The sequence below is a fragment of the Pseudomonas sp. H3(2019) genome (genome assembly GCF_007713465.1).
In the GTDB taxonomy this organism is placed as follows: Bacteria; Pseudomonadota; Gammaproteobacteria; order Pseudomonadales; family Pseudomonadaceae; genus Aquipseudomonas.
In genome coordinates this window covers 21,141-46,135 of sequence record NZ_VMSG01000035.1, presented here as the reverse complement: position 1 = coordinate 46,135, position 24,995 = coordinate 21,141, and the positions used below count along the sequence as shown (strand labels likewise).

Below are 24,995 nucleotides of genomic sequence, written 5' to 3'. Positions count from 1 at the left end.
GGTTACCGAACCTGGCGGACGAACGGTGGCGGCAGTCCTTTACCTACTAGCGCGCGCGAGGGGTGACGGTCAAGCACATGATCGAGGCGCTCGGGATACCGAGGTCGAACTGGTGCTGCTCAATGGCGAGTCGGTGGCCTTCGAGCGGGTGATCTTCGACGGTGACCGGTTAGCGGTGTATCCCAAGTTCGAAACGCTGGACATCAGCCCCCCGCTAATGGCTTCGAGGATGGCGCGTCCACCTAATCCCTACTCGCAAAACGCCTTGATCCAAAGCCCGACGGCTGGTGTATCGCGTCTCACGCGCCAGTTTGCTCAGCGCGCGCTTTCGCATGGCGCGCCAGACCAATCTTGATGCCGATCAGCATAGGCGCGGCGACCACAAACAGCAGGGCCACAGCGTAGAACGCGGTATCGAAAGCAATCACCGTGGCTTGACCTGACACGACCTTGCCCAGCAGGCTGGGCGCTACCCGGCCAGCGGCTGCTTGATCCATCCCCTTCCCCACCAGCATCGCCGTGATGGTCGTCAGCCGTTCGATGACGGCATTTCCCCCTGGGGTGACGTTGGCGCCGAGTGCCGCGACATTGATGACGATGTGATGATCGATCAGGGTTTGGAGCCCGGCGACGCCCATTAAACCGCCCAATTGACGTCCCGTATTGAACAGGCCAATGCCACTGGCGAGGTTGCGGCTGTTGAGGTCGCTGAAGGCGATCAGCGTGATCGACAGAAACAGGAAACCAAGGCCCAGGCCACGTAACAGGATGGCCGCCATCATGTCGTCGGTGCCGCTTTCGCTGGTGGAACCGGACAGCATCCACATCGCCCCCATGATCAACAGGATGCCAAAGGGCACTGTCGCAACCGGTGGAACGCGACGGACTTTGATGAGAAAGGCAGCGATGAGCAGCGAGCCAACAAAAAAAACACCACTGGGCAACAGGAGCATGCCGGCATCAGTCGGTGTGAACGCAAGCACTGACAGGGCGAACGCCGGAATCAAAAACGCACTGCCGAACAAGGCGGCACCGGCGACAAAACTGACGATAAAGGCAAAGGTAAAATCGCTCGATTTGAACACCGTGAAATCGAGCAATCCCTGACCTTTGGCCAACATTTGTTGGCCGAAAAATGCCAGCAGCGCGGCTGTACCGATCATCGTCAACATCAGGACCCGAGGTTCCTCGAACCAGTCCCATCGGCTGCCCTGGCTGAGGACGTAGGTAACACAGATCAGGGTGGCCGAGATCAGAGAGAAGCCGAGCCAGTCAAAGGGACGCTGCCGGCCCTTGGCGGGCATGGGGTGGTCTGCAATGAGCAAAAGGCCGGTTGCCGCCAGGGCCAGCGGCACCACACTGAAGAAAATCCAGGTCCAGGACTGGCTGTCGATCAACCACCCTTGAAGGGCCGGGGCGAGAGTCGCCGGCGCGACCACGGAGCCCATGGCAAACACGGCTTGAAGGATCGGCTGAAGGGCACGCGGCCAGGCACGAAAAATCATCGTCTGGCCCGCCACCAGCAGGGTGCCGCCAGCGAAGCCTTGAATGATGCGAAGCGCGATCAGCAGGTCCAGCCGAGCGGTGATGGCGGCGATGCAGCACGCCAGACCCATGGCCAGGGTTGAACCGATGATCAGGTTACGCGCAGTAAAACGCTGCATCAGCCATGGAGCCATGATGAAGCCGATCAGCTTTAGCGCGGTGTAGCCGACGTCCAGCCAGGCAAACTCATCAGGTGTTGCGTAGGTGTCACCGATGATATGGCCGCGCCCGATCGATAGAACGGTGCCGGCGATCGCTTCCGTCAGCGTGGCCAGTACGATGCCCACGATGAGCAAGGCGCCCGTCATAGCCTTGGCGCTGCTCGGCGTGGCGCTGGCAAAGGTGTTCATGAGCCTTTCCCTTGCCTCACCTCCACCCGCACGGACAAGCCAGGCACGATGCGTCCCGGCAGTGGATTGTTGGCCAGCCGGATCTTGACCGGAACCCGCTGCACGACACGGACAAAGTTTCCGGTTGCGTTGTCGGGCGGCAGCAAGCTGAACGCCGCCCCACTCCCCGGTGCAAAGCTATCGACCACGCCTTCAAGTACCGCGTCAGGGTAGCCATCGACCGTGATGCGCACGTGCTGACCGGGGCGGATATGTTCGAGCTGGGTTTCCTTGAAGTTCGCCACGACCCACACATCATTGACCTGCACGATATCGAGCAAGGCAACACCTGGCGTCACGAGCCGGCCGATACGAACCTGGCGATTTCCGACGACGCCACCCACAGGCGCGCGGACAATGGTGTTGTCGAGATCAATCTGGGCGAGATCACGTGCAGCCTGTGCTTGCGACACGGCAGCCACGGCAGCCTCTCTCTCGGCGGCATAGACGGCGATGTGTTGCTGTTGCGCCTCAACCGTTGCCGAAGCGGCCGATACCGACGCTTCGGCTCTGGACCGCGCCGTGTCGGTTTCATCGACCAGGGCTTGGCTCACCGCGTTGCTGACGATCAGTTTGCGGCTGCGATCATGGGTCTTGGTCGCAAGATTCATATCGGCAGTGGCCGAACGTCTTTGGGCTTCGGCCTGCCGAATCAGCGCACGCTGAAGCTGGGTCTGCGCATCAACATGGATCAGGCGCGCCTGGGCAGCGCTGACATTAGCCTCTGCTTGCACAAGCTTGGCGCGATAGTCCCGGTCATCGATACGGAACAGGACGTCACCCGCCTGGACGGTTTGGTTGTCCTCGACCTCTACCGCAGTGACGTAGCCGGCCACCTTGGCGGCGAGTGAGGTCACGTCACCACGAACATAAGCGTTATCGGTCAAGGTTGAACTGCTCGAAACAGCCATGGCCCCCCAGGCAGCCACGACCACCACGGCGCCAACACACAGCAGTATGCCGAATGTCTTGCGCTTGTTTTGCCGAGCCACTACGACGGGGGGCTCGGCGCTTGCACTGGAAGCAATGGCAGCCTTGTCCTGGAGCGAGTTCATTTTTTCATTTCCCGTTCAATGCCATGCACTGCAGCAGCCCCAGGGCGGCGGTGGCCTGCCGCCCGGCTGTCGAGTATTTATGAGCGCGTTGATCGGCTCACTTTTTGATCGGTGTGACGAGCGTCTTTTCGTCGGTGTCGAGGACGAACACGGCCAACAGGCGTGCAGGTTCGGTGGCGCTGGCGTTGGCGCTGACTTCGTGCACGGAACCCGGTTCCTCTACGAAGTTTTCGCCGACGTGGTAGATCTTTTCCGGCTGGCCTTTGACTTTGATACGAAATGCGCCCTCGAGGACCGTTGCATAGATGAAGGCCGTTTTCGGATGGGTGTGGGACGGCGACGCGGCGCCCGGCCCATACTCGACGACCACACCCTTCATGCTCTTGCCAGGGATGTTGGGAATGGGACGGTCAAACACGACTGTCACCTTGCCGGCGGGCGGCTCAGTGGCCGACGCTGCGTTGATCGACAGTGCTGCGAAAGCAGCGGCCAGGAGAAATCGGGTAACCATGGCAATACTCCTTCGTGGGTAGGTGTTGTGACGGCGCGCCCCATTACCGGGGCGACGCCTTCCTGAGTTGTCCCTGGAGGCCTCAGCGGCCCGCTTCGGCCATTGACTGGCTGAGCCAATCTTCGAAACGGATCGCGCCCAGGCGCGGATTCTTGCCGGGTGTCAGCGATTGATCGTCAAGCACGGCGCCGTAGTAGCGCGCGTGTACGTCCGGTACGACCTGGCGAGTATCCTGAGTGGCCCGCAGAAAGCGCCTGATCAGCTCGTCGAGCGGCATGGCCTCGGGCCCTGCGACTTCGACTGTGCCATTCACCGGAGCTGCCAGCACGACGTCGGTGAGTGCCGCCACCACGTCGTCGGACGCCAACGGCTGGATCAGCGCCGGCGAAACGCAAAGCTCTTCGCCGACGGTAAACGAATGGGCAATGCCGCCGACAAATTCGAAGAACTGCGTGGCACGCAAAATGGAGTAAGGAATGCCGGATGCCTTGATCAGGTTTTCCTGCGCGACCTTGGCCCGGAAATAGCCGTTCTCGGGAAGCCGTTCGCTCCCGACAATCGACAGGGCAACGTGATGCCGAACCCCGGCGGCCGCTTCGGCGGCCAGCAGGTTACGGCTCGACGTTTCGAAAAACTCGAGGACGGCCTGGTCCTCCCATGACGGAGCATTCGCCACGTCGACTACGATGTCAGCACCATCCATCGCCTGGGCCAGGCCCACGCGGGTGATGCTGTTTACGCCCGTGCTGGGGCTGGCTGCGAGCACGTCATGGCCGCGCTCGCGGAGGTTCTTCACAAGTTTCGATCCGATGAGGCCGGAGCCTCCGATGACGACGATCTTCATGGGCTTTCTCCACGTATCGACTGCAACCATTGCGTCGGTGTAAGGGAAGATTGCCTGCAGGTGTGAACGAAGTCCTTGTGCCTGCTGTGGATTCCCCTCCACGAAAGCTTGGTTTTACGTCCAAAGACGCCGCAGTCCGACGTCGTCTCTGCCGCAGACGGTGCGGCGGGTTTAGCGCTGCCGTATCATCAATATCAAATACTAATCGCCAGCCGCCTGGGACACGGAGTTGAGGGCGCGTCACCAGGGGATCCTCACTTTGCCATTCATGTTTGAAGACTATCTGCTCGATGAGGAACGCCGGGAACTCACCTTGCGCGGGCAAGTCGTGGCCGTCGGGCCGCAGGTTTTCGATCTATTGCTGCTGTTCGTCAACAACCCCGATCGCGTCGTCAGCAAAGACGACCTGCTCAAGGCGGTGTGGAACGGACGGATCGTCTCGGAGTCGACGATCACCAGCCACATCAATGCGGTGCGCAAGGCCATTGGCGATACCGGTGAAGAACAGCGCCTGGTGCGCACCGTCGCCCGCAAGGGCTACCGCTTCGTCGGCCAGATCAAGGTCGGCGGGATCGGCGAAGCGCAGCAGCCTGACTGGCCTGCCATCGACGAACGCTCACCCACAGACCCGAAGGAAATGCCCTCCTCCTCGCTCGTCCTCCCGGACAAACCTTCGATTACCGTCTTGCCCTTCCAGAATTTGAGCGGCGATCCAGAGCAGGAATATTTCGCTGACGGCATCGTGGAAGATCTCATCGCTGCCCTGTCGCGTATCCGCTGGCTGTTCGTCATCGCGCGTAATTCGAGCTTCACCTACAAGGGGCGGACGGTGGACGCCAAGGGCGTCAGCCAGGAGCTGGGCGTTCGCTACGTGCTGGAAGGCAGTGTGCGCAAGTGCGGGAACAAGGTACGCATCACCGGCCAGCTCATCGACGCGACGAACGGGACGCATATCTGGGCGGAACGCTTCGAAGGCGCGCTCAACGACATCTTCGAGCTGCAGGATCAAATCACCGAAAGCGTCGTCGGTGCCATTGCGCCGCAACTCGAACGGGCAGAAATCGAACGCGCCAAACGAAAACCCACGGAAAGCCTGGACGCCTACGACTACTATCTGCGCGCAATGGCAAAACTGCACAACGGCACCCGTGAAGCCATCGACCAGGCGCTGCCATTGTTCTACAAGGCTATCGATCTCGATCCGGAATTTGCATCGGCCTATGGCATGGCAGCCTGGTGTCACTTCTGGCGCAAGCTGAATGGCTGGATGACCGATCGGACGCAAGAGATCGCTGAGGGCGTACGGCTTGCGCGTCTGGCGGTAACGCTTGGCCGGGATGATGCGGTCGCGTTGACGCGAGGTGGACATGCGTTAAGCCATCTCGCCGGTGATGTTGACGGCGGCATTGCCTTGCTCGACAGGGCACGCCTGCTCAATCCAAACCTCGCCCCTGCCTGGTTCCTGGGCGGTATCCTGCGCGCACTGCATGGTGAAACGGACGCCGCCATCGAGCATCTGACCCATGCCGTTCGCTTGAGTCCGCTGGATCCGGAAATGTTCAGGATGCAGGTCGGAATGGCGCTCGCGCATTTCTTCGCCGGACGCTTCGATCTCGCGACGGACTGGGCGGAAAAGGGCTTGGGCAACTTGCCCAGTTTCCTGCCCCCGGTGGCTCTGGTGGCGGCCAGTCACGCCCTCAGCGGACGAATGGATAAAGCGAGGTTGGCGATGCAGCGTTTACGCGAGCTGGATCCCACTTTGCGCCTCTCCAACCTGAAAGACTGGCTGCCCATCCAACGGCCCGAGGATTTCACGCGCTTCTTTGATGGACTGCGGTTGGCCGGACTGCCTGAGTGACCGTGGAACCGTTCCATGTACTCAAACTCAACAGGAATGTGCAGGCAGACATAACCACGATTGATCTCAATATTTTCGCTAATCAAGAGGCTTCTATCTTCATGCCGCAGCGTTGGTGAGCTGACTCCTGTATCAGCTCAAATCAGCTCACCAAGATGCTGGTCGAGCGGGCCCTTGAGGCCGAAATGATCGAGCACCTGACACAGCGTGCAAGTGAGATCCGCCAGTTGCTGACGCATCTATGGGGCCTGCTGGAGAAGATCTCCGGATTGGACTCGCTCATCCTGCTGCCCTGCCATACTGTTCAGCATGACCCGTGCAACCTTCCGCTTCTACGAGGAGCTCAACGATTTCCTGCCGGCCGAATGGCGGCGGCAGTCCTTTACCTGCGAGTGCGCGCGAGGGGCGACGGTCAAGCACATGATCGAGGCGCTCGGGATACCGCACACCGAGGTCGAGCTGGTGTTGCTCAACGGCGAGTCGGTGGGTTTCGAGCGGGTGATCTTCGACGGTGACCGGCTGGCGGTGTATCCCAAGTTCGAAGCGCTGGACATCAGCCCGCTGCTGAAGGTTCGCGCGCAACCTTTACGGGTGCTGCGCTTCGTCGCTGACGCACACCTTGGCGGGCTGGCCAACCTGCTGCGCATGAGCGGCTTCGACACCCTCTACGACAATCGCTTCGAGGATGGCGAGATCGCCGAGATTGCCGCGCAGCAAGGACGCATCGTGCTAACCCGCGACCGCGAACTGCTCAAGCGGTGGATCATCAGCCACGGCTGTTACGTGCATGCCCTGAAACCGTCGCTGCAACTGCGCGAAGTGTACGAGCGCCTCGACCTGGCGCGTAGCGCGCAGCCCTTCAGCCTGTGCCTGCATTGCAACCTGCCGCTGCACGAGATCAGCCCGGAACTGGCCCGGCCGCTAGTGCCGCCACGCGTTGGCGCGCTCTATTCGCACTTCGTGCGCTGTGACGCCTGCCAACGGATTTACTGGGAGGGTTCGCACTGGCGTGGCATGTGTGCCCTACTGGCACCTTTGCTGGACCGATAGTCGAGCGCTTCGGGCAGATAACGGTCAAAAGCGCTCAAGTGCATACCTCAAGGCTCTGACCCAATATTTAAGCTGATATCATTCGAAAACGTACAAACCGAGTAGAGAAGATGAATCGTCGTAAAAAAATAAATCAGTTATTAAAGGCTAACGCCAAAAAGGCCAGCGCCAAATTGGCACCGAAAAGCAAGTCTAAATACATTTGCAAAGCTGACCGATTGAAGCTGGCGGCTGAAGCCAGTCACGACTCAATCACTTCTTCCGAGAGCGGATCTGTGTAGCATAAGCACCACCTGAACTTACAAATCAGCAGGCGGTGCTGTCGACGGACTTATCCCGTGGCTACGTATTAGCGACGATAGTAGCGGTGATCGTCCTCGTAGCGATGCTCATGATGGCGCTCCCAATCACGATGGCGTTCGGCTTCCCGGCGCTCTTGCTCTCTGCGCCATTCCTCCCTACGCCATTCGTCTCGGCGCCAATCTTCTCTACGATCGTGCCAACGGCCGTCACGCCAGTATCGGTCGTCATGGGCAAGCAACGGCCCTGGCTGCTTGCCGGCCGTACTGGCCAAGCTTGGCCAAGGGTTTCCGGCAGCCTGGACCGGAGCCTGAACGGCTGCGACTTCAGTTGTGAAAACAGGGGTTGAGGTCTTCATCTGTGTTGCTGATGCCGAGCCCACTGCCGCAAACGCGAACAGGCTGAGGAGCACCATCCGTGGGACATAAGATTTCATGGGCGAAGACAACCTCTGATTGACAATTGGACGTGGCGCCATTTGGCTGCGGGAAACCTTCGGGTCGCGCTTACCGAGCTTTATGTGCGTATCCACATAGACCAGTAAATAGGGAAAAGTTCTAGGAAGCCGCCGCATAAATAGCCGACGGGACACTCAAACAATAGATGGGTGCGACGCACTTCCTGACCCGGAGGCTTGCAGGTGTAGGCGCAGAAATGAGCTTGAACGTGCCCGCTATGGCGAGATAAATTCGCCGACAGCACTGGCTGCTAACTCGCCGGAAAGGTTGAATCCACAGTCGATAACGGCCCTTCATGAAGACCCTCAAGCCCTGCGCGTGGAGCAATACTCCACAATGAGCTGAGTGATCGCTGCCGCAATCGCCTGATCCGCTTCAGGCGAGGTAAACAACCGAAACTGCACATCCGGCAAACCCGGTAACCCTTGTTCGGCCCCAAGAGCCATCAGTCCTTGCCCCAACTGGCTGAGTGTCATGGGCGCGACCGCGAAGCCGGCAAGCGCCGCCGCCCGCAACCCGGCAGCGCTGCTGCATAACATCGCCGTGCGTTGGGCGATGCCCGCCTGGGCCAGCCTCGTCAATGCTATTTCTCGATAAGGGCACGGCTCGGGGAACAGGGCCAGCGGCAATGGCGTCGGTAACCGGGTGACCGGTTGCGCTGGCCAGGCCCACACCAGCGGTTCTTGCCACAGCAGCAGCCCCGCTTCGCTGGTTTCGCATAGAGAGCCGATGACCAGTTCCAGATGGCCTTGCTTCATCAGGTTCAGCAACGTGCCAGGAATACCCACCTGCACGTCGATCTCCAGGCCCGGGTACTGCGCCGCGAAATCCTGAAAAGTGCGCAATAACCGCGACTCGACAAAATCCTCGGACACCCCGATCCGCAGCCGTCCGTGAAACGGCGTGCGCGTCAGTTCTGCCCAGGCATCACGGTTCAGCACAAGGATTGTGCGCGCATAAGAGACCAGGCATTCGCCATCGGGAGTCAATTGCTGGGAGCGAGTGGTACGCGTCAACAGTGGTTTACCAATCTGTTCTTCCAATCGCCGCATATGGCCACTGACCGCAGACTGAGTGAGGTGCAGCTTCCGGGCTGCACGGCTGAAGCCTTCTTCATCGACGACCGTGACAAATGTCTTGAGCAGCAGCGTATCGAACATAGTTTTATTCGTGATTAATGGCGTATGGATTTACGATTTATATTTCAAATTCAACTATGTTGCAATGAGCCACCTGCCCCCCACCACTCGAGGCGCGTCATGACGACTCTTCTGCATATTCAATGTTCTCCACGCAAGCAGCGTTCGGCTTCCCTTGAAGTCGCTCGCAGCTTTATTGCGCGCTATCAAGAACACGCCCCAGACACCGAAATCATCACGCTCGACCTTTGGAACATGGCGTTACCGGAATTCGATGATCTGGCAATGGAGGCCAAATACGCCGGACTCAATGGCACGCCTTTGACCCCGGCACAACAAGACGCCTGGAACACGTTGAAAGCGTTGGCAGATCACCTGCACCGTTCGGATGTGCTGGTGATGTCCGTACCGCTGTGGAACTTCAGCATTCCGTACAAACTCAAGCACTTCATCGACCTGGTTTCGCAGAAAGACATCCTGTTCAGCGTTGACGCGAAACGCGGCCTGGAAGGCATGCTGCTCAACAAAACCGCTGTGGTGATGTACGCCCGCGGCCTGGATTTTTCGGCGCAGTCGATCACGCCGGCAACGCGCTTCGATTTTCAGAAGCCCTATGTTGAAGCCTGGCTGAAATTTGTCGGCGTGACCGATGTGCATTCGGTGATCGTGGAGAAAACCATCCTGGGCGAAGACGTTGATCGCAGCGCACGTGAGGCCGCGACTCAGCAGGCCAGGAGATTGGCAGACAGTATTTGTCGCTGACGTTTCAGGAGGCTGGTTAGTGATAGCATTTTTCCATCCTGCCGCTCTCCTCCTTGAACGCAATCGGTCTAAAAAAGCCCGGCCTGCGCTTTAGAGTTTTTGCTATCCTGAAACTGTAGGTGAAGACGCAGACTGATGCGCAAGAGGATAGCAAGGAAACGTGGGGCGACGTTCCGAAGGGTACACGGTTAGAAAGATCTCCGCGCTGAGATCCAGCCCTTATGCCGTGTGAAGCAGAAGAGCATATTTTTGTTCCCGTGCAATTCTGTGAGAGGCCTGATAAACCTTGTAAGCCGGGGACCAGCGCCGGCCACCTACTCGATTTTCAAAGCCCGCCTTGTGCGGGCTTTTTCGTATCCGCTGGTGCAAGAAAGGCCCCCTCTCCAACCGCGCTCGTGTCCAGAGCCCGCTCATTGCTGGGTTGTGCGCACACCTCCCGAAGGCAACCGCGCAACCAGCGATGCGCCAGGTCGGCATCCAGCCGTGGATGCCAGAGCATTGAGACGGTGAACGTCGGCAAGCTGAGTGGAAGCGCAAAGCTGTGCATGCCGGCGCGCAGGCTTTCGGTGTGCCGCTGCGGAACGCTGGCGACCAGGTCGCTGGCCCTAGCTAGCGCCAGTGCGGTCGAAAAGCCGCCGACGATGGTCACCACTTCCCGTGCAAGCTCGAGCGACTTCAGGGCTTCATCAATAGGTCCTCTGTCGAGCCCCCGCCGGGAAACGTAAATGTGCCTGCCCGCCGCGTAACGGACGGGCGTGATCTCGCCCTGGCTCAGCGGATGCCCCTTTCGCACAACGCCAATGAAACGGTCCCTGAACAGTGCCTGCGTACGCACCTCGGGGCCTTCACTTTTTCCCACCACACCCGTTTCCAGATCGACGCTCCCGTCGCGAAGTGGCGTGCTGTCTTTATCGGGCTTCTGCACAAAGCGCAGCCGCACACCGGGGGCTTGCTCGCCGACGCGTGCAATCAGCTGCGCGCCGAAACGCTCCACAAAACCTTCACTGGTGCGCAGCGTGAACGTGCGAACCAGCCGTTGGAGGTTGAGTGTTTCAGCCGGGCGCAGAACCGCCTCGGCATCCTGCACCAGCTGACTGACCTGCTCGCGCAGTTCGAGTGCTCTCGGGGTGGGCACAAGACCGCGTCCGGCCCTGACCAGCAGTGGATCGCCGGTGGTTTCTCGCAATCGCGCCAGTGCCCGGCTCATCGCCGACGGGCTCAGCCGCAAGCGCTTCGCGGCGCGTGCCACGCTGCCTTCTGCAAGCAACACATCGAGGGTGACCAGCAAGTTGAGATCAGGTGTCGACATGGATCGCCCCTGGAATGGCGTGAGAGTGATAAGGCGTTGAACGCACGAATAAAGTGCAAATGCTGCGTCTTCCGCCATGTTATGCGCCAGCGTAGATTTCTGACAGCTCCGTTTCGAACGTCGCCAAACAAAGGGAACATGATGAAGCCAATCAGTGCAGCACGAGATGAAGCCGTCGCCGGCAGCGCACCACGAGTACCCTCGGTTCGCTGGGCGCTCGCCAGCCTTTCGTTATCCATGTTGCTGTCCTCGCTCGGCACCAGCATCGCCAATGTCGGCTTGCCGACGTTGGCACAGGCGTTCAACGCTTCCTTCCAGGAAGTCCAGTGGATCGTCCTCGCTTACCTCCTCGCCATCACCACCCTGATCGTCAGCGTCGGACGCCTCGGCGACATCACTGGTCGTCGACGGCTGCTACTGGCCGGCATTTTCTTGTTCACACTGGCCTCGACCCTGTGCAGCGTCGCGCCCACGCTTTGGCTGCTGATCGCCGCCCGGGCGCTGCAAGGCCTCGGCGCGGCCATCATGATGGCCCTGACCATGGCCTTGGTCGGCGAGACGGTTTCGAAGGCGAAAACCGGTAGCGCGATGGGCTTGCTCGGGACGATGTCCGCGATTGGCACCGCGCTGGGGCCGTCGCTCGGCGGCGTGCTGATCGCCGGCCTCGGCTGGCAGGCGATCTTTCTGATTAGCGTACCGTTGGGCATCCTGACGTTTCTGCTTGCGCATCGTTACCTGCCCGCCGATCGCCAAGCGCCGAAGCCCGAGCGCGCCGGCTTCGACCCGTTGGGCACTTTGCTGCTGGCGCTGATGCTTGCGGCGTATGCGCTGGCCATGACGATTGGGCGCGGCAGTTTCGGTCCACTCAATGTGGCCCTGCTGTTGGCGGCTGCCTTCGGCGTCGGCCTCTTCGTGCTCGTCGAAGCGCGAGTTGCCTCGCCGTTGATTCGATTGGCGATGTTCCGCGATCCGGTGCTGAGCGGGAGTCTCGCCATGAGTGCGCTTGTCTCGACGGTGATGATGGCGACGCTGGTGGTCGGGCCTTTTTATCTCTCGCATGCCCTCGGGCTTGACGCCGCGCTGGTTGGGATTGCCTTGTCGGTCGGACCGATTTTCGCAGCCCTGACCGGGGTGCCAGCAGGTCGTCTTACGGACCGTTTTGGCGCGCAACGCATGACCGTCTTCGGGCTCATCGCAGTGGCGACCGGTTGCCTCATGCTCTCGCTGATACCGGAGACGCTCGGGGTCCTCGGCTACATCGCCCCGATGGTTGTCATCACCATCGGCTACGCCTTGTTCCAGACGGCCAACAACACCACGGTCATGAGCGATATTCGCCCGGACCAGCGCGGCGTTATCTCCGGCATGCTCAACCTGTCGAGAAACCTGGGGCTGATTACCGGTGCGTCCGCTTTGGGTGCAGTGTTCGTGCTCGCATCGGCGACAAACGACATCACCGCGGCGCGTCCCGAGGCCGTTGCCAGCGGTATGCGGATCACCTTCGCCGTCGCCCTGGCGCTGATCGCCGCTGCGCTCGTCATTGCGCAGGGAAGCCGCGCTCTGGCAATGCGCTCTACACTGCCTGGAGACGTCTCATGACGCGAAAAACAAAATCGGCTGCAGCCTAAAAAGGCATTGCGCTGGTTGGGGCTAGTTCGCGCATCATGGACGCAGTCAGCTCAAGGGAGAGTTTCATGCGCGTCCTGTCATCCGTTATGCGTCTTGCCACGTTGTCGCTGGGGCTGGTGTTTGCCGCCACTGCCGTGGCAACCGAAGAGTCGCAGCTGGTCGAGTCAATCAACACCTACCGCAGCCAGGTGCAGCGCTGCGCCAGCCTGGTGTCTCAGGAGCTGCCACCGCTCGCGGCCGATCCGCGCCTGATCCTGCCCGGCAACAATATCGGCGACCTGCAGCAGGCGCTGGCGCGTACGGCTTATCCGATGGTCAGCGTACAGGCGATCACGTTGGCCGGCCCGCGAGATGCGCCATCGGCCATGAAGGCTGTACGGGAGAGTTTCTGCCAGGTCGTGCTGGACCCGCAATTCGTCGATATCGGCGTGAGCCATGAAGGAACTACGTGGCGCATTGTGCTCGCGCGCCCACTGTTGGCCGGCCGCCTGGGCGACTGGCAGGCCGAGGGACAGAAGCTGCTCGAGATGATCAACAGCGCCCGCAAGCAAACGCGCCAGTGCGGTGCTCAATCCTTTGCCGCCACCCAACCGCTGGCCTGGAACGCCACGCTGGCGACGGCCGCCCAGACGCACACCCAGGCCATGGCCAATCAAAACTTCTTCGACCACAAGGACCGCGATGGCCGCACGCCGGGTGATCGGGCCGAACTGGCAGGCTACGCCGGCCAGCAGATCGGCGAGAACATTGCCGCCGGGCAAGACACCGTGCGCAAAGTGATCGATGGCTGGCTGTCCAGCCCCGGTCACTGCGCCAACCTGATGAACCCGCAGTTCCGCGAGTTGGGCGCGGCGTATGCGGTTGATCCCAAGAGTGATGCGGGGATTTACTGGACGGCGATGTTCGGTACGCCGTAAGGGCCTTTGGCGGACCTGCGTTGGACCTATACTTTGTGGATTACCACACTCGATGCGACACGCAATCGTGTTCGATGGACTGCGTGACGTGTCGAGCGGTCCGTTCACGCAGGCGCAGGCCTGCCTTCGTATGAAGGAGAACATCATGTCGCGTAAATACATCGATTGCCGTGAATTTCCAAGCGAAACCAAGTGTTCTGTCGCACTGTCCGCCGATTCTGAAAAAGAATTGCTGGATGCCGCCGCACAGCATGCGGTCAGTGTTCACAAGCACGTCGATTCGCCAGAGCTGCGCGCACAACTGAAGACCATGTTTCACGATGGCACGCCGCCGCTAGAAGCCCGACGCGCTTGATGCAGAAGGCTTGGCGGGGGATTCAGAATCGTCTGCGGGGCTCATCTTGATGAGCCCCGCAGTTCTAACGCGTCTATCGAAGCCTGTCACCCGCCTCACTCAACCCACTCAACTGCCGGTTCTGTCGTGGCGACCAGTGATCCCCTTCGAGCCGTCATTCCAGCGACTATGATGAGGGGGCAACACCACTGAGGAGTTGAACGATGTCGCTGACTCTTTACTACCATCCGCTGTCGTCGTACTGCCACAAAGTGCTGATCGCGCTTTACGAAAACGCTACCGAATTCGAAAAGCGGATCATCGACCTGACAGACGATGCAGATCGCGCGGAGCTTCAATCCCTCTGGCCACTGGTCAAGTTCCCGGTCATCAGTGACCACCTGCGCCAGCGCGCTCTGCCGGAGGCCACGATCATCATCGAGTACCTGGATCACTACTATCCGGGTGAGCAACCGTTGGTTCCGAACGATTGGGAGGCCGCGCTGGAGGTGCGTCTGTGGGACCGCTTTTTCGACAACTATGTGCATGAGCCGATGCAACAGATTGTCGGTGACCGCCTGCACAACGCCAACGCTGATTTGAGCAAACAACGGTCCACGCTGGAGACGGCCTACGCCATGCTCGACCATCGAATGGCGTCGCGAATCTGGGTGGCCGGCCAAGGCTTCAGCCTGGCCGATTGCGCCGCAACCCCGGCGCTTTTCTACGCCAGTACGCTCGTGCCGTTCCCGGACGAATTCAAGCATCTGCGGGCCTATTTCGACCGGTTGACGCGCAGACCGTCCATCCAGCGAGTCATCGACGAAGCCCGGCCTTACTTTTCGCTCTACCCGTTTGCAGACGCCATTCCCAAGCGGTTTCTCCGGGCGCCGGACATCACTTGACGACCCGCTACAAGCCCCGGCGACACACGACTAACGGTACTTGAGCGCACGCTCCCACCTTCCTAGGATAGTTCTGCGCAACTGTTAAATGCTCCAACAGTTGCGTAGGTGGTGAGTGATCTGAACCCCTACCAAGCTCACCACTTGCTTCACGTGCATCTTGAGCCTCTGGGCTCTACTTCCTCCCCATCAAAGAGCTTTGAGGCTCTTTTTTGGCCGCAAAAAACGCCAGAAACGATAAAGCCCGGCACGAGTCCGGGCTTTATTGTTTCTGATCGGTCCAGCGCGCAAGCCCCGCCAAACAGTGTTTGGCGGGGCTTCGTCTTACAGGGCCATATCAGACGCTGGATTGCTTTCTTTCTGTGGTTGCGCTGGAGCTGGAGCGGCTGGTTGCGCGGCCGCTGCCTTGCCAATCACAGGCGGTGTGGCAAGTTGCAGAATTTGACTGGTGTAGGTCCATTCCTGGTAAACACGCTCAGGACTGTCGTTCAGCTTGGTGCCGTAACTCGGGATGATCTGGTGCAGCTTTTCCTGCCAGGCAGGAGTCGCAACCTTGTCCTTGAAGATCTTCTCAAGCACGCCCAGCATGATCGGAGCCGCAGTGGACGCACCTGGCGATGCACCCAGCAGACCAGCAATGCTGCCGTCCTGGGAACTGACAAGTTCGGTACCCAGTTTCAGGATGCCGCCCTTCTCTTCGTCACGCTTGATGATCTGAACGCGCTGGCCGGCTTGCCACAGGCGCCAGTCTTCCTTCTTGGCGTTCGGGAAGTATTCCTTCAGGGCATTCATGCGGTCGTCGTCCGACAGCATCAACTGGCCGGCCAGGTATTCAACCAGTGGGTACTGCTCGATGCCCACCTTGGTCATTGGCCAGAAGTTGTGCGTGGTCGTGCTGGTCAGCAGGTCGAAGTAAGAGCCTTCTTTCAGGAACTTCGTGGAGAAGGTCGCGAATGGGCCAAACAGAATGACGCGCTTGCCATCCAGCACGCGGGTATCCAGGTGCGGAACCGACATCGGCGGTGCGCCAACCGAGGCCTTGCCATAGGCCTTCGCCATGTGCTGTTCAGCGATTGCCGGGTTATCGGTCACCAGGAACGAGCCACCGACCGGGAAGCCTGCATACTCTTGTGCTTCAGGGATGCCCGACTTCTGCAGCAGATGCAGTGCACCGCCGCCCGCGCCGATGAACACGAACTTGGCGTCGGTCTGGGTTTCGGAACCGTCTTTCAGGTTCTTGTAGGAAACGCGCCAGCTGCCATCTTCATTGCGCTTGATGTCTTCCACTTCACTCGAAAGCTTCAGTGCGAAGTTCGGCTTGGTTTGCAGATAGCCGACGAACTGGCGGGTAATCTCGCCGAAGTTCACGTCCGTACCAATCGGCGTCCAGGTTGCTGCGACCTTTTGATTCGGGTCACGGCCTTCCATCATCAGCGGAACCCATTTCTTGATTTGCGCCGGGTCTTCCGAGTACTGCATGCCGGCGAACAACGGGCTCGCCTGCAGGGCTTCGTAGCGCTTCTTCAAGAACTGGATGTTGTCATCGCCCCACACAAAGCTCATGTGCGGAGTGGAGTTGATGAACGAATGGGGATTCTTCAACACGCCATTCTTGACCTGCCAGGCCCAGAATTGACGCGTGATCTGGAAGCCTTCATTGATTTCAACGGCCTTGGGGATCTCCACCTTGCCATTCTTGTCTTCTGGCGTGTAGTTCAGCTCAGCCAGAGCAGAGTGACCGGTGCCGGCGTTGTTCCAGCCGTTCGAGCTTTCCTCGGCGACGCCATCAAGACGTTCAACCATCTCCATGGACATGCCGGGCTCAAGTTCATTGAGATAAACGCCCAAGGTCGAACTCATGATGCCGCCGCCGATGAGGAGCACATCGACTTTCTTTGTCTCAGCTGCGTGCAAGGGCATAAGGACCATCGACATGGCCAGGCCGAGTAGCCCTGTGTTGACTTTTTTTAACATTCAGTAATACCTAGGATAGAACGCCATCCACCCACCATTCTTGATCATGAGCTGCCCGGGCTCACCGCATGCAATGCCGCATGCCGTCGAACCCTGTACTCGGAAAGACTGATGGGTAGACATATAAGACCGACAGACACCATCGGTCTCACGTTTAGGCCCCTCCCGCGCTGACTTTTTATTAGTCATTGGCTTCAGCTACTCGGGTGACACTAATTCTGTTTTTAAAATATCGGACGCAGAAATGAACAGAAGAGCGTCCAGAGCGCGATATTCTACCTCAGGTCTGCCAAATCGACGAAGACGCATAATGTTCTCACTCTTCGACGGGTGCTGCATAAAGGACCTCGCGCAGCACCTGTTCCAAAATGGCAAAAAAACCTTTGATGTGGGCCTGCTTCAACGCTTGAGGGCGGGTCACCAGATAGACCTCCATATCCGGCAGCTGGATATCCGGAAACACCGCGATCAGGTCCTTTGCCAGAATACGCGGCAGCACTGCGACGCCCATCCCGCGCCTTACCGCTTCGATCTGTGCTGCAAACGAATTCACTCGGATCTGCGCACGCTCCAGACCCGCGGCCCTTGCCGCACGCATTTGCGGCAACATGTCCAGCGGCGGGAGCAAGGCAATATTCACCGCGGTGGCTGGAGCCGCTGCTGGAAAACGCTTCAGATAGGCCGCATCGGCAAAGACACCATAAGCGAGCTTGCCTATGGGTCGATAAACCAGCGACGGCTCGCCCAAATGGGCCGTACGGATAGCGACATCCGCCACGCCGCGGACGATCTTGTGAAAGTCGGCGGTGACCAGCAACTCCACCGAGCAGCGCGGATGCACAGACGTGAAGCGATGCGAGGCCTCCAGCACACAAGACGAAAATCCTTCGCCAACGCTGACCAGGACACTGCCGCTAAGCTCCGTCGGCAATTGCGATGCGCCAGCAGCGGCCTGACGCCTCAAGCCCTCCTCCGCGGCCAGCGCAACTTCAACCAGGGATTGGCCCCGCGAGGTCAGCCAGCAGCCTTCAACTCCACGCTCGACGAGTGGCTCGCCGAGTGAACCTTCAAGCTGAGTGATCCGTCGGGACACCGTCGACGCCGCGATGCCCAGCAATTGGCCGGCCTGAAGAAAGCTGCCACGTCGCGAGACGGCCAACAACAGACGCAGATCGTCCCAATTCGCTTCTGAACTCATGTACATGCTCGCTGCTTTGCAAATGTGCAAAACCATTATGCACCAGTCGCTGTTTTTCGGGAGTGGCGGCACGGGTATATCTATCCGCTTTAATCAATGTAAGGGATGACACATGCGCAGTACATTCGTCACCGGCGCAACCGGTTTGCTGGGCAACAACCTCGTGCGTGAACTGGTCGCCGGTGGCTACGAGGTCAAAGCCCTGGTCCGTTCCAGAGCCAAAGGTGAACAACAGTTCAAAAACCTGCCAGGCGTGAGACTGATCGTTGGCGACATGGCCGATGTCGATGCCTTCGCCGCGTCGATGCAGGGCTGCGATACGGTGTTTCACACGGCGGCGTTTTTTCGCGACAACTACAAGGGCGGCAGCCACTGGGAGGCGCTTGAAAGGATCAACGTGACTGGCACGCGGCGCCTGCTTGAGCACGCCTACGCAGCCGGTGTCCGCAGCTTCATCCACACTTCGTCCATTGCCGTGCTCGACGGCGCTCCCGGCACATCGATCGATGAGACGTGCCAGCGCGACGAGGCCGATGCGGATGACTACTATCGCAGCAAGATCCTCGCTGACCGTGTCGTGTTGTCATTCCTGGAAGACCATCCCGACCTGCATGCCTGCATGGTCCTGCCTGGCTGGATGTGGGGGCCTGCCGATATCGGGCCGACCTCCTCGGGGCAGTTACTCAACGATGTCGTGCGCAATAAGCTGCCCGGCCTGGTTCCCGGCAGTTTTTCTGTCGTCGATGCCCGCGATGTGGCATTGGCGCAAATCGCCGCTGCGCAGCACGGGCGACGTGGCGAACGTTACCTGGCGGCGGGACGCCACATGACCATGGCTGAATTGGTGCCCTTGCTGGGCAAGGTAGCGGGCGTCAAGACGCCGCTACGGCAATTGCCGCTACCTCTGCTATACGCCTTGGCGTTTACACAAGAGCTCTATGCGCGCCTGACCGGCAAGCCGATTCTGCTGAGCATGGCGACCGTGCGCCTGATGGTGCGCGAAGCCGGGCGCACGCATTTCAACCCTCGCAAGAGCGAGCAAGAGCTTGGCCTGCGGTTTCGCCCCGTCGAACAGACCCTTACCGATACGCTGGCCTGGTACCGCGATCATGGCTGGTTTGAAAAGCCCTGACACTGCACCCGCGTCATCGCGGATTACACAGATTCACCTTGCACGCCAACAGCGGCGACACTCAGGCGATTTCTGCCCTGGGACTTTGCCAAATACAGTGCGCGGTCGGCCAGATCGATCAGCGACTTTTCATCATGGTCGCTATCGTAGGTGGTAAAAGTCGCCAGCCCCAGGCTGGCGGTCACGCTACCGAAAGGGCTCGACAGGTGTTCAAGTCGCGCATGAGCAATGCCGAGGAGAATGGCCTCGGCAACCGAATGGGCGCCCGACTCGTCTGTGTTGGGCATCACCACAGCGATTTCTTCACCGCCGTAGCGGGCGGTCATGTCGGCTGGACGGCGCACGCACTGCTTGATCGACTGGCTGATGATGCGCAGGCATTCATCTCCGGCGAGATGCCCATAGTGATCGTTGTAACGCTTGAAAAAATCCACATCGATCAGGATCAGCGACAGAGGGCTTCGCAGGCGCTTGGCGCGCTTGAATTCGATGTCCAGAAACTGATCGAAATGCCGGCGATTGGCAAGACCGGTCAGCTTGTCCTCGCTGGCGAGAACTTCCAGCGTCTGGTTAAGCTCGATCAGCGCAGTCTGGGTGGTTCGCAACTCTGCCTCTGCCCGAATACGATGACTGATATCGGCAATCAATCTGCGCCCAAGCGTAATCAGGAGTCCCAGCAACACCATCACCACCGTAACCGTTTGCCTGGTCTGGCTCCACCACGCTTGCATGGCCTCGTCCTGGCCCACCGCAACAGTCGTGACGAGGGGATATTGATCACTTCTGGTGAACCCGTAGATTCGATGTACACCATCGACTTTTGAAGCAAAATCCACGGTGCCTGACGACATCTTGCGCAGGTACTCGGAAAATATCGGTGCCGGTGACAGATCACGCCCGATGTCCTGCTCCTGGAAGGGATACCTCACCAGAAGACGCCCTTCGGATGAGGTCAGGCTGATCGCGCCGAACTGCCCCACTTGAATGGTTCGATAAAGCTTGAGGAAGTGCTCGAGACTCAAGGTGGCGGCGATCACCCCGGCAAAACTTCCATCCGGATGATCGATTCGTCGACTGACCGAAATCACCCAGACGCCAGTGGCACGACTGAGAATCGCCGGACCGATGAAGATGCCGCGGTCCGGATTATCACGGTGATGCTTGAAGAACGCTCGATCAGCGTGGTTGCTGTTGGGTGAGGCACGCTTGTTGGTCGAGAATATCCAGTTCCCCTGAGCGTCATATAGCGCCACGCTGTTCAATTGCGTCAGCGCCTTCATCTCCTGAGCAACCAGTACTCGCAGGCGCTCGAGCTGCTCCGGGCCGGTGCCGTCTTTCTCGATCCTGTCGGTCAGCCCCAGCAGTACCACTTCACTTTGCTTGAACGTGCCCTCGGTGTACGTGTTGAGCGCATTGGTCAAATTCAACGTGTCGGTTTCGATGTCACTCAGGGTGTTCTCACGGGCTGTCCAGATCTGCCAGGCAATCAGCACCACCACGGATACACACACCAGGGAGGTCAGCAAAGTGGCAAGTCGGAGATCGCGTTTCAAGTGAGTACCCAGGCGGTTGAGCGCACGTTTATCAAAAGCCCGCGCAGTATAAACGCCTTCGAACGATACAAATGACTGAAATGAAAGCTATTGGCCATCTTTCTTCCATACCAAAGATTGACTGCGTTGCTCCGAAGCGGTGAGTTAGCCGCCATTCAGCGGAGCCCTGAAACAGGGCTCCGCCGCTCACTCAATAGCCCAGCGACAGTCCGGTGTTACGCCGCGGATCGTTCGCGCCATAGAAGCGGTTCTTGCCGACCGGTTTTGCACCGAGTGCCGGCGCACCGACCAAAATCGCCGCCAGGTGGTTGGCGTCCTGCGGACCAATGAACTTCTGCCCCCAGCTTTCGAGAATTTTCCGGGTATCCGGGCTGACCGCAAAAGCTTCGAGATTGGTCTCTTCAGGCAACCACTGTTGGTGGAATCGCGGTGCATCGACCGCTTCCTGAATATTCATTCCGTAGTCGATCACGTTGAGGATGGTCAGCAAGGTCGCGGTGATAATCCGGCTGCCTCCCGGCGTGCCGACGACCATCACTGTCTTGCCGTCCTTGGTGACGATGGTCGGGCTCATTGACGACAGCGGTGCTTTGCCTGGAGCGATCGCGTTCGCTTCACCTTGCACCAGACCGTACATGTTGGGCACGCCCACCTTGGAGGTGAAGTCGTCCATCTCGTCGTTGAGCATGATGCCGGTCTTGCTGGCCATGACCCCTGCCCCAAACCAGTCGTTGAGGGTGTAGGTCACCGAGACCGCGTTACCCCACTTGTCGACGATCGAGTAATGCGTGGTGTTGTTGCCCTCGTGTGGCGCTACCCCAGGCTTGATATCGCGGGAGATACCGGCTTTTTGTGGGTCGATGGCCCCACGTAGCTTCTCTGCATAAGCTTTGTCCAGCAGATGCGCTATCGGGTTCTTGACGAAATCGGGGTCGCCCAGATAGCTGTTGCGGTCGACATAGGCGTGACGCATGGCCTCGATCTGATAGTGCAAGCCCTGCGCCGAGTGAAAGCCCAGGCTTGGCATCGGGTAGCCTTCGAGGATGTTCATGATCTCGCAAATAATCACCCCGCCCGAGCTTGGCGGTGGCGCAGAGACGACGTGGTAGCCACGGTAGTCGCACTCGATCGGCGCCAGCTCGCGGGTCTGATACTTGTCGAGGTCGGCTTGGGTGATGAGGCCCTTGCCGGCCTTGCTTGAGTCGACGATGGCCTGGGCAACCCAGCCCTTGTAGAAGCCGTCAGCACCTTTGCTGGAAATTTCCCGTAGCGTCTTGGCCAGGTCCTTTTGCACCAGCTTCTGGCCCACCTGAAGCGGCTCGCCATTGCTCAGGAAGATCGCGCCCGAGTCGTGAATATCTTTCTTGAACTGGTCGGTGGCGGTATCGAGCAGATCGACATCGCCCTGCTCAAGCACGAAGCCGTCCTCGGCGTACTTGATGGCCGGGGCAATGACATCGGCACGCTTCATCGTGCCGTATTTTTTCAGCGCCAGCTCCATCCCCGATACCGTTCCCGGCACGCCGACGGCCAAATGACCTTTAGAGCTCAGGTCCGGGACAACGTTGCCATCCTTGTCGAGGTACATGTTCGCAGTCGCGGCCAGGGGCGCCTTCTCGCGGAAGTCGAGGAAGGTTTTGCGACCATCGGCCAGCTGAATCGTCATGAACCCACCGCCACCGATGTTGCCTGCCGCGGGGTAGACCACCGCCAGCGCATAGCCCACCGCGACCGCTGCATCGACTGCGTTGCCGCCGTCCTTGAGGACGTCGACACCAACGTGGGTGGCCAGACGCTGGGCGGTGACCACCATGCCGTTTTCGGCGGCGACCGGGGCTTGCGAAGCGGCCTGTGCGCAGGCGCAACCAATAACGAGTGCTGTCGCTATCAGGGATTTGGCAAGGGGCTCGAATGTCATAAGTCGATTCTCTTGTTTTTGTTTTGTGGGAAAGGGGGCGTCGTATCGGATGGCGACACCCCACAAACTGTAGGACAGTTTTGGCATTCCCGAACCGGCAAATCTTCACAATGGGGCTATCGCCCCTGCTGCCCACTGAAGAGTCGACTTTTTCAACACAATCGACCCTGACCGGACATTCGCCAACGACAGATCCAGGTCGAAAGCAACGTGCTCCACAACCGCTATTGCAACGGAATATAAATATCGGTTTGCCATTGATCCTGTGGTGTCTCGGGATAAGCACTCAGGTAATCGAAGTACAGCGGTTGGTCACGAAGCTCCTCACCGCTGGCAGGCAGCCAGTCGCGGTAGATCGGATAGATCGTTTCGCCGATATGATCCGTCGAGCCCACGTGTCGCACCACCACGCAGCGGCCGCCAGGAATGACGATCTCGCGCACGCCAAACTCATTCGGCGCCACTGCCTCGTGAATTTCGCCGCAGATTGCGAAGCGGAATTCTTCCGGCGGTGTCGTATCGGGATTGCCGTAGGGAATGCCAAAAGTCCGACTCGATGCCACCGGCGACTGTCCGCTCTGCATACGCCACTCGATGAACTTGCGCACGCTCTCATCGACGAGCCCGGCTGGCCCACGGTGCTCAAGCGCCGCGACCCTGACTTCAGAAAATTCTACGATTCGTACCTGCATGATGATGCTCCTGGAAAAATGAGGAATTGCAAACACCGCACCCCAGACCTGCCAGTTCGGTTGCTTCCTGAACGCACTCGGCGTCATACCGAACGCCCGCCTGAACGCCCTGCAAAATGCCTCGGGACTTTCAAAGCCGGCACCGAGTGCGGCATCCAGCACCGAATGATCTGCAAGGGAGGCCAGGCGATGTGCCGCGCGTCGTAGCCGCATCAGTTGCACATAACGTGAGACCGGCACGCCGACGAACGCGGTGAATTGTCGATGGAAGTGATACTCCGAAAAGTTCGCCACACGGCTCAACGCCCTCACCGAAAGGACACCTTCAAGGTTGGCATCGATGTAGGCGAGTACGACGTTGAAGCGTTTCGCGTAGGCGGCGTTGATCGGCATGTCAGACACTGGGTAAAGGCTCCGGGAAGTACGGTAGGCATAGGATCGACTATGCCGGTATGAGCGCGCCTAGCCGTGTTTGCTCAAAGCGCTTGGGTAGCCAGTAAAGCCGCATCCCTTTACGATCAGGCGACCACACGGAAGGCGTTGCCCTCGGTGACAGAAAAAGGAGCGACCTTATGAAGCCCATCAGAATTCGTACCCTGCAAAGTACCGATGTTGAGGCGTTACTGACGTTTGAACGGGACAATCGCGAATGGTTTGAGCGCCACATTGACGCACGCGATTCGGCTTTTTACTCGGTGCAGGGCGTCACCGACCACATTGCGGCTTATTTATCCGATTTTGCCGCCGGAACCTGGCACCCTTTTGTCATCGAAGATCCTGACAGAAAGATAGTGGGTCGAGCGAACCTGAAAAGCATCGACATAGCCGAGCGCTCGGCAGAAGTCGGCTATCGGATTGCTCAAAGCGCTTGCGGACAGGGACTGGCAACGCTGGCGGTGAGGCATCTGATCGAGGAGGCGCAGCTGCATTGGAACCTTAAACAACTGGTTGCCAACGTATACGCTGGCAATATCGGCTCGGCAAAAGTACTCGAACGGTGTGGCTTCTCGATCGAACATGCCTCTCGACAAGAAGGGACAGAGCACGATTATCGGTTTGGCCTTTCGATTTAGATCGGTGAATGATTGGCCAACACCTGTAAAACGGGCGCCTTCAGGGTTAATGCAAGTCAGCCAAGAGACCGCGCAGGCAACACATGCCCCGTAGCAGTCGGTGCAAGATCGGGGAACTCAACCAGCAGTGCCTTGTTACCCCTGGCGATGTTTTCCATCACCGCCAGGGTGATGTTTTCACGCACCGCTCCGGCCGAGACGTAATACATGGCCCAGGCTTGTTCGGGCGTGCAATGGGCGATCTGTTCCTCAATTTCCTTGTAGGCTTTGTATTCGTCCGACTCCAAGTAGCATTGGCAATCACCTTGGCGCATGACTTTTCTCCTTCCCTGGAACTGCTGTGACAACCCTTTGGTCAGTCGACTGATAAAGGCAGCCCCGGCTCCCTACGTGATGACCAGCATTTTAAATAAACGCTGGCTATTGCAGGAAACGGAAGCAACTCTTCAA

23 protein-coding genes and 1 pseudogene are annotated in these 24,995 nt (G+C 59.2%); 11 read left to right on the top strand and 13 right to left on the bottom strand.

Translation table 11 applies throughout. From position 1 onward, the window contains the following. Nucleotides 1-11: 11 nt before the first annotated feature. A pseudogene (locus tag FPT12_RS25995) lies at nt 12-217 on the top strand (twitching motility protein PilT); the annotation flags it as partial. Nucleotides 218-299: 82 nt separating this feature from the next. Here FPT12_RS25995 and FPT12_RS25990 read toward each other — a convergent pair. The 4 genes from FPT12_RS25990 to FPT12_RS25975 all read right to left on the bottom strand — a co-directional run bounded on the left by FPT12_RS25990 (nt 300) and on the right by FPT12_RS25975 (nt 4,344). Continuing rightward, nucleotides 300-1,895 (bottom strand): DHA2 family efflux MFS transporter permease subunit, encoded by a 1,596-nt coding sequence (locus FPT12_RS25990; RefSeq protein ID WP_145021962.1) that lies wholly within the window; start codon nt 1,893-1,895, stop codon nt 300-302. Beyond that, complete coding sequence (locus FPT12_RS25985) at nt 1,892-2,989, bottom strand: HlyD family secretion protein (protein ID WP_145021960.1); 1,098 nt, start codon at nt 2,987-2,989, stop codon at nt 1,892-1,894. The genes FPT12_RS25990 and FPT12_RS25985 overlap by 4 nt, the downstream gene beginning before the upstream one ends. A gap of 97 nt (nt 2,990-3,086) precedes the next feature. Then, nucleotides 3,087-3,500: a cupin domain-containing protein gene (locus FPT12_RS25980; protein WP_145021957.1), complete on the bottom strand. Its 414-nt coding sequence runs from the start codon at nt 3,498-3,500 to the stop codon at nt 3,087-3,089. Nucleotides 3,501-3,582: 82 nt separating this feature from the next. Beyond that, entirely contained in the window at nt 3,583-4,344 is a 762-nt protein-coding gene (locus tag FPT12_RS25975; RefSeq protein WP_145021955.1) for an SDR family oxidoreductase, read from the bottom strand. A 259-nt stretch (nt 4,345-4,603) separates the two neighbouring features. On the opposite strand from FPT12_RS25975, the gene FPT12_RS25970 reads away from it, so the two are divergent. The 3 genes from FPT12_RS25970 (at nt 4,604) to FPT12_RS25960 (ending at nt 7,533) form a co-directional block, all read left to right on the top strand. Continuing rightward, nucleotides 4,604-6,202, top strand: coding sequence for a winged helix-turn-helix domain-containing protein (locus tag FPT12_RS25970; RefSeq protein WP_145021953.1), 1,599 nt, complete (start codon nt 4,604-4,606; stop codon nt 6,200-6,202). A gap of 309 nt (nt 6,203-6,511) precedes the next feature. Beyond that, nucleotides 6,512-7,252 carry a Mut7-C RNAse domain-containing protein gene (locus tag FPT12_RS25965; RefSeq protein WP_145021951.1) on the top strand — a complete coding sequence of 247 codons (741 nt, stop codon included), beginning with the start codon at nt 6,512-6,514 and terminating at the stop codon, nt 7,250-7,252. 110 nt (nt 7,253-7,362) lie between these two features. Then, nucleotides 7,363-7,533 (top strand): DUF2986 domain-containing protein, encoded by a 171-nt coding sequence (locus FPT12_RS25960; protein WP_145021950.1) that lies wholly within the window; start codon nt 7,363-7,365, stop codon nt 7,531-7,533. A gap of 68 nt (nt 7,534-7,601) precedes the next feature. On the opposite strand, the gene FPT12_RS28160 is transcribed toward FPT12_RS25960, so the two are convergent. After that, complete coding sequence (locus FPT12_RS28160; RefSeq protein ID WP_145021948.1) at nt 7,602-7,988, bottom strand: hypothetical protein; 387 nt, start codon at nt 7,986-7,988, stop codon at nt 7,602-7,604. A gap of 327 nt (nt 7,989-8,315) precedes the next feature. After that, the gene (locus FPT12_RS25950) at nt 8,316-9,170 is read right to left on the bottom strand and encodes a LysR substrate-binding domain-containing protein (protein ID WP_145021946.1); all 855 of its coding nucleotides are present in this window, start codon (nt 9,168-9,170) and stop codon (nt 8,316-8,318) included. A 99-nt stretch (nt 9,171-9,269) separates the two neighbouring features. Between FPT12_RS25950 and FPT12_RS25945 the strand changes: the two genes are divergently transcribed. Beyond that, nucleotides 9,270-9,911, top strand: a complete 642-nt coding sequence (locus FPT12_RS25945; protein ID WP_145021943.1) for an FMN-dependent NADH-azoreductase — start codon at nt 9,270-9,272, stop codon at nt 9,909-9,911. 325 nt (nt 9,912-10,236) lie between these two features. On the opposite strand, the gene FPT12_RS25940 is transcribed toward FPT12_RS25945, so the two are convergent. Continuing rightward, on the bottom strand, nt 10,237-11,220 hold the full coding sequence (locus tag FPT12_RS25940) for a LysR family transcriptional regulator (protein WP_145021940.1): 984 nt from the start codon (nt 11,218-11,220) through the stop codon (nt 10,237-10,239). Between the two features lie 141 nt (nt 11,221-11,361). On the opposite strand from FPT12_RS25940, the gene FPT12_RS25935 reads away from it, so the two are divergent. The 4 genes from FPT12_RS25935 (at nt 11,362) to FPT12_RS25920 (ending at nt 15,005) form a co-directional block, all read left to right on the top strand. Beyond that, nucleotides 11,362-12,819 (top strand): MFS transporter, encoded by a 1,458-nt coding sequence (locus tag FPT12_RS25935; protein ID WP_145021937.1) that lies wholly within the window; start codon nt 11,362-11,364, stop codon nt 12,817-12,819. 95 nt (nt 12,820-12,914) lie between these two features. After that, nucleotides 12,915-13,766 carry a CAP domain-containing protein gene (locus FPT12_RS25930; RefSeq protein WP_145021934.1) on the top strand — a complete coding sequence of 284 codons (852 nt, stop codon included), beginning with the start codon at nt 12,915-12,917 and terminating at the stop codon, nt 13,764-13,766. Nucleotides 13,767-13,911: 145 nt separating this feature from the next. Next, nucleotides 13,912-14,121 carry a DUF1059 domain-containing protein gene (locus FPT12_RS25925; RefSeq protein ID WP_145021931.1) on the top strand — a complete coding sequence of 70 codons (210 nt, stop codon included), beginning with the start codon at nt 13,912-13,914 and terminating at the stop codon, nt 14,119-14,121. 203 nt (nt 14,122-14,324) lie between these two features. Then, nucleotides 14,325-15,005, top strand: a complete 681-nt coding sequence (locus FPT12_RS25920) for a glutathione S-transferase family protein (RefSeq protein WP_145021928.1) — start codon at nt 14,325-14,327, stop codon at nt 15,003-15,005. A 324-nt stretch (nt 15,006-15,329) separates the two neighbouring features. Here FPT12_RS25920 and mqo read toward each other — a convergent pair whose 3' ends face one another. Together mqo and FPT12_RS25910 are read right to left on the bottom strand one after the other, a co-directional pair. Then, a complete protein-coding gene (mqo, locus tag FPT12_RS25915; RefSeq protein WP_145021925.1) occupies nt 15,330-16,979 on the bottom strand; it encodes a malate dehydrogenase (quinone) in 1,650 nt (549 codons plus the stop codon). A gap of 316 nt (nt 16,980-17,295) precedes the next feature. Next, a complete protein-coding gene (locus tag FPT12_RS25910; protein WP_145021922.1) occupies nt 17,296-18,177 on the bottom strand; it encodes a LysR family transcriptional regulator in 882 nt (293 codons plus the stop codon). A gap of 112 nt (nt 18,178-18,289) precedes the next feature. Between FPT12_RS25910 and FPT12_RS25905 the strand changes: the two genes are divergently transcribed. Further along, nucleotides 18,290-19,309 (top strand): SDR family oxidoreductase, encoded by a 1,020-nt coding sequence (locus FPT12_RS25905; protein WP_145021919.1) that lies wholly within the window; start codon nt 18,290-18,292, stop codon nt 19,307-19,309. A gap of 23 nt (nt 19,310-19,332) precedes the next feature. On the opposite strand, the gene FPT12_RS25900 is transcribed toward FPT12_RS25905, so the two are convergent. The 3 genes from FPT12_RS25900 to FPT12_RS25890 all read right to left on the bottom strand — a co-directional run bounded on the left by FPT12_RS25900 (nt 19,333) and on the right by FPT12_RS25890 (nt 23,874). Beyond that, a complete protein-coding gene (locus FPT12_RS25900) occupies nt 19,333-20,862 on the bottom strand; it encodes a diguanylate cyclase (protein ID WP_256676865.1) in 1,530 nt (509 codons plus the stop codon). A 190-nt stretch (nt 20,863-21,052) separates the two neighbouring features. After that, a complete protein-coding gene (gene ggt, locus FPT12_RS25895) occupies nt 21,053-22,780 on the bottom strand; it encodes a gamma-glutamyltransferase (RefSeq protein WP_145021916.1) in 1,728 nt (575 codons plus the stop codon). Between the two features lie 224 nt (nt 22,781-23,004). After that, nucleotides 23,005-23,874 carry a GyrI-like domain-containing protein gene (locus FPT12_RS25890; protein ID WP_145021913.1) on the bottom strand — a complete coding sequence of 290 codons (870 nt, stop codon included), beginning with the start codon at nt 23,872-23,874 and terminating at the stop codon, nt 23,005-23,007. Between the two features lie 170 nt (nt 23,875-24,044). Here FPT12_RS25890 and FPT12_RS25885 point away from each other — a divergent pair, with 170 nt between their 5' ends. Beyond that, nucleotides 24,045-24,545, top strand: a complete 501-nt coding sequence (locus tag FPT12_RS25885) for a GNAT family N-acetyltransferase (RefSeq protein WP_145021910.1) — start codon at nt 24,045-24,047, stop codon at nt 24,543-24,545. 56 nt (nt 24,546-24,601) lie between these two features. Here the strand turns inward: FPT12_RS25885 and FPT12_RS25880 are convergent, their stop codons facing one another. Next, a complete protein-coding gene (locus tag FPT12_RS25880) occupies nt 24,602-24,859 on the bottom strand; it encodes a hypothetical protein (protein ID WP_145021908.1) in 258 nt (85 codons plus the stop codon). Nucleotides 24,860-24,995 lie beyond the last annotated feature (136 nt).